The sequence below is a fragment of the Sellimonas caecigallum genome, from assembly GCF_019754295.1.
Lineage (GTDB): Bacteria > Bacillota > Clostridia > Lachnospirales > Lachnospiraceae > Sellimonas > Sellimonas caecigallum.
In genome coordinates, this window is sequence record NZ_VIRV01000034.1 from 1 (window position 1) to 9,360 (window position 9,360).

Consider the following 9,360-nt stretch of genomic DNA (forward strand, 5'->3'; position numbering starts at 1 on the left):
AAAACCTTTGAAAGATTTGATTTCAGCCGGCTCCATGGAAAGCATGTGCAGTCACTGAAGAACCTCTCTTCTCTGTCCGCTCTGTATGCAGGAAAAAATCTGGCATTTATTGGTCCGCAGGGTGTAGGCAAAACTCATCTGGCCATGGCTTTTGGGCGGGAATGCTGCCTGAAAGGATATAAGACTTATTTCTTAAGGGCAAGCGAACTCAACCAAAAGTTGACGGATGCAAGGAAACACGGCCGGGAGGGGGCTGTCATCAACGGGCTGGTAAAGCCTTCCTGCCTGATCATTGATGAGATTGGCAGGTGTGTGTTCGATAAAGAGAACACCCGTATGTTCTTTGATGTGATTGACCGCCGCTATAATAAAGATGGTCCCAGCACCATGATTTTTACCAGCAACAAGACACCAAACCAGTGGGGCGAATATTTCAGCGAAGATGATACGCTGCTTTGTTCTTTAGACCGGGTTTTTGATGACGCCACTGTATTTATGATCAAAGGTGACAGTTACCGGGGACGCAAGCTGGAAACACTTGGTCTTGAGGCTGGTATCGCAAAACATACGGAGTATAAAAATGCGTAACTGTTAATAACATACATGATGCATTGGCGATTTTAAATTGACTGAGATTGGCGTTTTTAATCCGACTCTGAATGGTGAAAATCGCCCGACGCTAACAACGACAAAGAACTGTCCAATATTGAAGCCAATATGAATGTCATTCTTGATCGAAACAAACCGGAAATCACCAAGAATAAATCATCTCTATAGACACTTTGAGGCCCTGGCTTGATGAGCCAGAGCCTCTGCATTATTTCTGTATTTATTCAATTTTCCAGAAAGACATCAATCGACTACACACTAAAAGGCAGATTGCAGTTCTTTGCAAAATCATTGAATGCATCTCTAACCTCATCAACCTTCTCTGGAATGTTTTCTTTCACGAGTTCAACCGTATCCTTTGCAAGTGTTTCTGCTTTTTCTGCCAGGTACTCTGCTCCTTCAGTTCCTAGTTCGACTGCTGTCGCATAAGCTTCAGAAGCAACAACGGTTCCTACAACTCCTCCAACAACAACACCTGCAACTGCACCAACTGCAGTTCCGACTCCAGGAGCTACTACAGTTCCTATCGCAGCGCCAACCTTCGCCCCTGCAGCACCGCCCGCGAAGCCTCCAGCAACAGAAGCAGCACTGTCTCCAAGTTCAAAAGCCAGTTCCCCACCATCAATTTCGCCTGTCGCAAAATCAATTACAGCATCAGCAGAATCCACTGCAAACACAACCGCCGCAGCTGGTAAACAACTTTTACCAACTCTTTGTAATAACACCTTTGAAGATCCCTTCATTGTTTCTGCTACTGCTGTGCTAACAAATGCAGTTCCATACGCTGCACCACCTGCTATTGCAGTATCTTTTACAATTTCTACTGCAGCTTCTTCTCCAGAGATTTCGCCATTAATGCAAGCAGAAATATTATCTACACTTGAGATTGCACAGGTAATACCAGCTGCTATAGCTCCCGATTTTAATCCTACTTCGTTTGCAGTACCAAATCTTTCCTTAGCTTCTAATACCGCTTTCTGTACAGTAGTTTCTTCAGCTGTATTATATATTTTTTTCAAATTCTCTGGCAGAACATATTCCTCTCCATCAACTGTGATATGCGGCTCAAAAGATGTCGGTCTTCCATTCTTTGTCCCACTGTAGTTTGCTTTCATTTCATAATCTACAGTGTGGCCTTCCTGCTTCAGCTGAGCTGCAAGATTTTCAACCTGACGAACTTTACTTCCAGTTCCTCGATTTACCTCCATCGCCTGTGCAAATGTATTCTCTTTGCTTGCAGGACCCCCAAATTGATCAGGAACACCATGACCAACCTCATCACCCTTTAAGTAAAATCTGTCTCTTAATTTAGAAACAGAATGATATCCTCCATCCTTCAAAGTAATATCCGTTACCTTGGTTGATATTGTTCTTCCATATGCATCAGTTGTCGCTACAAAATTTCCTTTTGTGATTGTCGCATTTGGAGTTAATTCATAATTTACACTCTTCCCTGCTTCAGTTATTGTTCTCAGATATGCAGTACCCTTATCATCATAGCTTGTTTTCATCAGCTGATGATTACCAAGACTTTCTCTTCTCATTGTAAGCTTTCCGTCTTGATAGTACTCCATGAACGGATGGCCAGATGGCGTCTTTCCTCTAAACGCCTCTAAACCGTTCCCTTTATCTATTCTTGTGATGCCATAACTTCCATTTTCTGGTGCTACCGCACTTGTAAAATTCTTACGAAAACCAGATAGTTTTTCACTGATGTTGATACCTTCTGTCATAAACGCATTTTGTTCCAACACATCCATGTCTATTCACCATCCTTTCCTGTTTCCATTGTAAGAATACAACATACTTCTTCTATTTCCTGACAACTTAATCCTATTGTTTTCTGACTGATTGATGCCCTGAGTTCATCCGGGTTTCCGGTAATAATAATATCCTCAAACTCTACATCTGAGATACCAAGCAAGGCTTTAATCAGCTCCTGCAGAGATGAAATCTCTTCTGTTTTCCATATCATATTACCCTGGAAGAACAAATATTGCTCAATGCATGTTGAAATACGATCTTTAATTCTCTTTGAAAGCTCCAGAGCCTTCAAATCGTTTCTTAACGCTTTTCCTCGGTATTGCTCTCTATTAATCCAAGGCTGTAACAACATACAAAGTAATTCTGTTCTTGCTTCTCTTGCAGTTTTTATTACCACAGGATTTTCGTACTGATAAGCAACTTCTTTTACTTTTGCCTTATCTACCAAGGTAAGCACTGGACTGATCCAGTTATTCTGATAAACAACCGCTACACCACTTGGTAATTTTGCTATTTCATTTACCTGCGCTGTTGAAAGTCCAATAGACCTACCTACTGCCTCACGATCATTGGCTTCCGGTGTTCTGAGAACAATCTTCGTGTTCGTATTCTTAATTGCTGCAATATCAACAGAAGATGGCGACTGATCAACAATAATAAATCCCTCACCATATGTACGGATTTCAGCAATTGTATTCGTAATCATCTCAACAGATTTTCCGATTAACTCAGACTCTCCGCCTGATGTATTCTTCAATAAGTTATGTGCCTCTTCCAAAACAGTTACATGACGCAAACCATTGTTATTCTCTGTTTTACGATCCACACGATATTCATTGAGGATGTATACCATCAATCCCATGAGGAGCGCCTTAGTCTCTGATGATTTGACTCTGCTAATATCTAAAATACAGTTTTCATCGAACAATTTCTCATAAGGAGTCTGTTCTTCTGTAAAAATGTATTTATTCAATCCTACCGCTAAAGATTTTACTCTGGTAAGCAAGGCTCCTCTGTAATTTGACTTGATTTCTGCCGCATAATCAGAATTTATAATCAACTTATCTAACTGCTCGGCAAGCACTTCAAAGTCAGGATATGCCACATCTTCACCTTCAAAGGTTGATGATCCCAAATCCCATCCTACGGCTTCGTAAGATTTCAGAATCGCATCTTTGAAAAACGCTGGCATTGCATCATACATAGGCCAACATACACTGAAGATTTCTACTAAACCATCAATGTGCTCCAACACATGAATGGAGCGTGGAAATTTGAACGGATTGATATTAATCAGCTGCGCAATTCCCGGATTGGTAGAAAACACATTTACATCAGACAAATGGCCAAACACATCCTTGTACTCTCCCTTGGCTGGCTCAATTACAAGAAATGGCACTCGGTCTTGTCTTAATTCCATCAGTATTTGATATACAGTATTACTTTTTCCAGATCCTGTAGAACCAGTAATAAATGTATGCATATTAAGGCTCTTATTGTTCAGTTCTACGATTTTATCTGTGATTAAGCCCATATCAAATACTCGTCCTAATGTAATTCTATCCTCCGGACGATTACTTGTTTCTTTTTCAAACAACTGATAAGTATTTACTTCCTTACCAAACTCTGCATGCTCAATTACAGGAAGCCCTGGAACCGTTGAACGTGGCAGTCCCAAATGAAGTCCTAACTCTTTACCGCTTATATTTGTAGATGGAGTAACAATAAGATTACCGCCATAATTAAACATCGGATGAACAAATCTGGATAAGTAAGTTGTCAGGTCTCTATATTCTCCAACGATACCCTTATCCTTGCTTCTCCACGAATTGATTGTAGAGACTTCTCGTCCATAATTGTCACCATTCATCAGAGAACGATAATTGCTAGCTGCTATTTCAGAAGCAGACATATCGTCAGATAAGAAATATCCTGCAACATTCCACAATCCGTAGCTATCATACTCGTTCATCTTCTTCAAAGCATCATCCAACATAACTAGCATATCTGTTACAGCCTTATTTTCCTCTGTCGTTGTAACGCCGGTTGTTGTTGATTTACTGATCTGTTTTGCCGGAGCAAGGGACGAAATAAAACTGCTGATCTGGCCTCCTGCCTGACCACCTATCTGGCCACCCAACATAGCAGCTGCTCCTGCCATTTGACCACCCACCTGTGCACCTAAAGCAACCCCTGCAGCCGTTCCAGCGATAGAAATAACAGCATTTGTAATCATAACCGCCTTCTGCTTTCCATCCATCTCAGAAAACGATTGACTTCTCGATTCACTTTCACTGGTTGAATCAGAAAACTGCACTTTCTGTAATGGGGATAAAGCAGTGTACAATGACTGATACTGTTTTCTCATTTGCTGCACATCCCAAGCATTCTTATTGTCGGCAATGATTACAGCTGTATAAGGGCGTCCACTCATTGCTAGGCATAATTTTTCCATGCCCTGCGCAAATTCATTCTGTGGCTGGTCCTTATCTCGTCTGCTACTTCCCACTACGCTAACAGATGCAACATTATTTAAGGACTTTATTTTTTCTGAAAGATCCGCAATTTTCTTTCGGTCTTCATTTTCAATCTTCACCCCAGGGAAATGACCGATCAAGGTCTGTTTCAAAGTATCCCCCAGTGTTACTGTTGATCTTTTTCTCGGAGAATCATTTGCTTCATTGTTTCTTACTCCGAGATAGTAATTTGCCTGCTTTCCATCTGAATCAATCAGAAAAAACACAGATGCATTATAAGTCGACAGCGTATTAAACACTGTGGTAAACTTGTCCATCACAGACTCATCTTTCTGATAGACCATCTCTGTAATTCGATACATTCTGACATTATTAATTAAGTCTTCCTCCAATGGAGTGATTTCTCCCAATGGCATAATCTGCATGTCAGAAAGACGCGTAAGGTATTTCTTTCTTACATATTCATCTATAATTTCTAATCGGTCTTCTAGTGCGATAACAGGTTCTGCTATCATATTTTGTCCCGACTTTATCAAATCTGTTGTCATGAAAAACTAACCCCTTTCAATTCTTGCCAACTGATCTTTAATCACAACCAACCAATCATTATCTGCTTGCAGCATTCTTTCATCCTCTGACAATTGAGATGCAATTCCGGTTTTTTCATTCACCTTAATCTCATGTAATTCAGACAACTTTGTATGGTATTTCCCGGCAAGCTCATCATAGTATCTTTTAAGATTTTCCTGGCTTTCAGAAATGTACTGTTCTACAACAGGAATCATTAATTCAATAGCCTTTTCTCTCCATTTTTCTAAATAGCAGGTCACGACCCTTACAAGCTCTTTTGGTTCATTTGAAGATTTTGCCTTGAAGAAATCTAAGAAGTCTGTCTTCTCTTCATAACGTTCTTCCTGCAACTCCAGCAATGCTGACTTAATTCCATTCACCTCTACATTATCTGGAATAGTTACCTCAAGTCCTTCTGGCTTATACTCTGAATCCAGTGGTTGTCTCAGATATATCTCGTTAAATTCTCTTTCAATTTTTTCCTTTTCAAATCCAAAATGTTCGATTGCTTTCCTATAGAATTCACCAAGATATCTGGCTAGTTCTTGCTCATACTCTGTTGAATTACGATCTATCTCAACATCTCCAATAACCTTTGTCTTACGACTTTTCCATTTCCTGATCATTTCTTCCAGCTCAGTCTTCAGCTCATTGAAACGATTCCCTCCCGAATAATTATCAAGATCTACAAAGCGCATATCTGATGCCTTAATCTTTTCGATTACATCTTCTAATGCAGAAATCTGCTCGTATACTTCCGCATTTTCGATAGCACTCTGCTCGTTTTTTGCTTTCAAATGATCATCCAATGTATTTACTTCGTTCTCGAACACACGAATAACTTCGCCAACGTAAGCTACCATAGGATAATTTTTAATATATGTAGCCACATTTCCATCGTCTATACGGGAAATCAACTGTGGTTCCTCTATCCCAAGATCACTAATAAAGCGGACTACATATTCTTTATCCATTGCCGGCGATATACAGAAAAACAATTGGTTTTGCTCAACTTCTTTTCTTCCAAGTAGTGCAAGCAGATCATTTCTAAAAAGCTGAATTGTTTCTGCTTCTATTACAAACACAACCGGAACGTAAGTCAGATTTGTACCTGCTATTTCATCTACACTCTTCACATTCTCAAGAGTAAATGTGAGATCTTCCGGCACTTCGTCTTTTCCTCGAATAACGATGCATGAAAATGTTTCTTCAAGCAGCCCCCTGTTTGCATCATAAAAGTCATCAAAATCAAACTGTCTGTTCCTATTTTCTTTTAACCAATCAATCAAATTCCTAATTTCATTACGCTTTATTTCTGCGTCTTCCAACTCATTACGCATAATAAGCCTTACCTGGTCAGGGGTGACTCCAAGAGAAATAAAAGTCTGTTGAAGCTTTTGAAAATCATATTCTGTCCCCGAAAAGAATAGATCAAAATCGTATCCGTTCATTTCATCGTAAAACATTTTAGGAACATCTCTTACCCAGTCAGCCAACAATTTATTTTCGTATTTCTCTATCTGGCTATTAATCTTTGGCTCCTGGCCATTAAACTTCACTTCTGTCTCTAACAGATAAGGATTATGCTGCAATTCCGCATTTACCATATATATTTCAACTCCTTTGAAAAGCAAATTCTCAAAATAACAAAAAGACACCATAGAGCCAAGAACTCCATGATGTCATTTATAACCCTGCTTCTGGACGTCAATATTAGCTCAGTACGTCAATATTTTATTTTTATTATAAACCACAATCATAACAATAACAATGAGAGAATCATAGTATTGTCGTCTCTACACGACACCTTTCAAATAAAAAATTCCAGCCCAAGACACCAGCACCACCATCGATACTGGCATCCCGAGCCGGGTTCTCTTAACTTAATGTCAGATTTTTTCTGGAAAGGACGCTGGTTGATGTCTGCCACGATCTTTTTGACCGCAGCATTCAGAGCTTCCAGAGAGGTATAAGTATCTTTCTTTAATTCTTCTACCAGATGCGTCTCCAAGAAACGCACATGATTTTCAACTGTTGGTTTGCCTTTCTTATCGGTAATTACCGATAAGAAAGGTAAACCGAATGCGGAGGGTACTGTAAAAGTTCTTGAAACATGGATTCTTGCAGCACTAAGGAACCGGAAGTTTTTCACTTTTGATGAACTCAATAAAGCCATCCATGAAAAGCTTGAAGAATTCAATGCAAAACCTTTCCAGAAAAAGAAAGGAAGCCGGTTGTCTGCATTTATTGAAGAAGAAAAGGACTTCCTCATGCCATTACCTGCTTCCCCGTATGAAACGGCTGTCTGGTCAACTGCCACCATACAACCTGATTATCTCATAAAAATCGGAGATTGCAAGTATTCTGTTCCATATGAATTTATCGGTAAGAAGGTCGATATCCGTGCTACGGAAAACAGTATTGAAGTTTTTTATCATAACAACCGTATAGCGTCGCATGTGCGCAGATTATATTCTCCGGAACCGATTTATGTACCGGAACATATGCCTGAAAACCACAGAAAATTTCTAGAATACAACACAGACAGTTTTCTGGACTGGGGAATGAATGTTGGCCCTTCCACCCTCATTGTAGTAAAACATTTTTTATATATGCATAAGGTAGAGCAACAGGGATATAAATCCTGTGCATCACTGATGAAACTTGCGGATCGTTATGGTACGGAACGTTTGGAAAACGCCTGTATCAAGGCGCTTAGTTACACGCCAAGTCCAAGCCTGAAAAATATCAGTACCATTTTGAAAAATGGCCAGGACAAAGTGGCAGTGGCTTCTTCCAGTGCCTCCAATAAAGAAAGCTCCAAGTATGGTATTACCAGAGGTGCCTCCTACTATGAAGGAGGTGACCGTTTATGATTCGTCAGTCAACCATAGACAAGCTGCATGATATGCGGTTATCTGCAATGTCAGATGCCTTTGAATGCCAGTGTAAGGATCCTGATACCTATCAGGGATTATCTTTCGAAGACCGCTTCGGCATGCTGGTTGATAAAGAATGGGAGAAGCGAAAAAGCACAAAGCTACAAAAGCTTATTCGCAGTGCTGAATTCCGTTATCCCAATGCGTGCATGGAAGATATAGAGTATCATCCTGATCGAAATCTGGATAAAGGACAGATGTTGGAATTCTCCACCTGCCGATATATATCTGATGATCATCATATCATTCTAAAAGGAGCATCTGGGAATGGAAAAACATATATCGCCTGTGCACTTGGAAACGCAGCCTGCAGAAACTTTATCAAGGTACGTTATGTACGTCTGCCAGATTTATTGAATGAGCTGGCTGTTGCACATGGGGATGGCACGCTGAAAAAAGTAATCAAAGCATATCAGAAGATTGATCTTTTGATTTTGGATGAATTCCTGTTAAGTCCGGTATCCACGGAACAGACACGGGAACTTCTTGAAATCATTGAAGCCCGTAGTGTAAAAGGCTCTGTGATTTTCTGCACACAGTTTGAACCGAAAGGCTGGTACAGCCGCATTGGAAATGACTGTGATGCCACTATTTGCGAAGCAATCATCGACAGAATCATTCATAATTCCTATGAGGTAATGATTGATGGTCGCATATCTATGAGGGAACGTCATGGCATTAACGCTTCCTGGAAAGGAGCTGCCAATGACTGATTATTGTGCTTTCAGTAAAAACCATAAATGCATCAAGTTTACGGATTATGAAATAACTCGCCACGAATTAGAGGAAGCTGATGAACTGTGTCATGGTAATTGGATAGAAATCCAGCATCTAAGAGAATACATTGACCGTTTACAGGTACTTCTTACAGAACATGGAATAGCTATTCCTGATGAATACTAATTAAATAACTGCACTCTGCTCCGGAAAGATATGCACTATTTTTCCGGGAAAGGGTGCTCTGAATTTTTGGAAAGCATGCCCTATTGCATTGGAATACT

General features: G+C 40.1%; 8 protein-coding genes. 4 read left to right on the forward strand and 4 right to left on the reverse strand.

The window, feature by feature from the left end; all coding sequences use genetic code 11:
• Positions 1 to 588 (forward strand): ATP-binding protein (locus FLB61_RS12670; protein ID WP_221920393.1); only part of this gene is annotated, 588 nt, incomplete at its 5' end.
• A gap of 272 nt (positions 589 to 860) precedes the next feature.
• Here FLB61_RS12670 and FLB61_RS12675 read toward each other — a convergent pair.
• The 4 genes from FLB61_RS12675 to FLB61_RS13105 all read right to left on the reverse strand — a co-directional run bounded on the left by FLB61_RS12675 (position 861) and on the right by FLB61_RS13105 (position 7,692).
• A complete protein-coding gene (locus FLB61_RS12675; RefSeq protein ID WP_221920394.1) occupies positions 861 to 2,369 on the reverse strand; it encodes a DNA/RNA non-specific endonuclease in 1,509 nt (502 codons plus the stop codon).
• 2 nt (positions 2,370 to 2,371) lie between these two features.
• Positions 2,372 to 5,398 (reverse strand): ATP-binding protein, encoded by a 3,027-nt coding sequence (locus FLB61_RS12680; RefSeq protein ID WP_221920395.1) that lies wholly within the window; start codon positions 5,396 to 5,398, stop codon positions 2,372 to 2,374.
• Between the two features lie 6 nt (positions 5,399 to 5,404).
• On the reverse strand, positions 5,405 to 7,027 hold the full coding sequence (locus FLB61_RS12685) for a hypothetical protein (RefSeq protein WP_221920396.1): 1,623 nt from the start codon (positions 7,025 to 7,027) through the stop codon (positions 5,405 to 5,407).
• 203 nt (positions 7,028 to 7,230) lie between these two features.
• Positions 7,231 to 7,692 (reverse strand): hypothetical protein, encoded by a 462-nt coding sequence (locus FLB61_RS13105; protein ID WP_246599238.1) that lies wholly within the window; start codon positions 7,690 to 7,692, stop codon positions 7,231 to 7,233.
• Here FLB61_RS13105 and FLB61_RS12695 point away from each other — a divergent pair.
• Genes FLB61_RS12695 through FLB61_RS12705 form a run of 3 tightly spaced genes read left to right on the forward strand, consistent with a single transcriptional unit; the run spans position 7,691 to position 9,262 of the window.
• Positions 7,691 to 8,296 carry a Mu transposase domain-containing protein gene (locus FLB61_RS12695; protein ID WP_221920397.1) on the forward strand — a complete coding sequence of 202 codons (606 nt, stop codon included), beginning with the start codon at positions 7,691 to 7,693 and terminating at the stop codon, positions 8,294 to 8,296. The genes FLB61_RS13105 and FLB61_RS12695 overlap by 2 nt on opposite strands.
• Positions 8,293 to 9,072, forward strand: a complete 780-nt coding sequence (istB, locus tag FLB61_RS12700; RefSeq protein WP_221920398.1) for an IS21-like element helper ATPase IstB — start codon at positions 8,293 to 8,295, stop codon at positions 9,070 to 9,072. The genes FLB61_RS12695 and istB overlap by 4 nt, the downstream gene beginning before the upstream one ends.
• Positions 9,032 to 9,262 carry a mobility-associated LCxxNW protein gene (locus tag FLB61_RS12705; protein WP_330625637.1) on the forward strand — a complete coding sequence of 77 codons (231 nt, stop codon included), beginning with the start codon at positions 9,032 to 9,034 and terminating at the stop codon, positions 9,260 to 9,262. The genes istB and FLB61_RS12705 overlap by 41 nt, the downstream gene beginning before the upstream one ends.
• Positions 9,263 to 9,360 lie beyond the last annotated feature (98 nt).

Coding starts and splice junctions, on each gene's coding strand:
- FLB61_RS12695 (WP_221920397.1), top strand. CDS start 7,691: ATGCCATTACCTGCTTCCCCGTATGAAACGGCTGTCTGGTCAACTGCC.
- istB (WP_221920398.1), top strand. CDS start 8,293: ATGATTCGTCAGTCAACCATAGACAAGCTGCATGATATGCGGTTATCT.
- FLB61_RS12680 (WP_221920395.1), bottom strand. CDS start 5,398: ATGACAACAGATTTGATAAAGTCGGGACAAAATATGATAGCAGAACCT.
- FLB61_RS12705 (WP_330625637.1), top strand. CDS start 9,032: ATGGCATTAACGCTTCCTGGAAAGGAGCTGCCAATGACTGATTATTGT.
- FLB61_RS13105 (WP_246599238.1), bottom strand. CDS start 7,692: ATGAGGAAGTCCTTTTCTTCTTCAATAAATGCAGACAACCGGCTTCCT.
- FLB61_RS12685 (WP_221920396.1), bottom strand. CDS start 7,027: ATGGTAAATGCGGAATTGCAGCATAATCCTTATCTGTTAGAGACAGAA.
- FLB61_RS12675 (WP_221920394.1), bottom strand. CDS start 2,369: ATGGATGTGTTGGAACAAAATGCGTTTATGACAGAAGGTATCAACATC.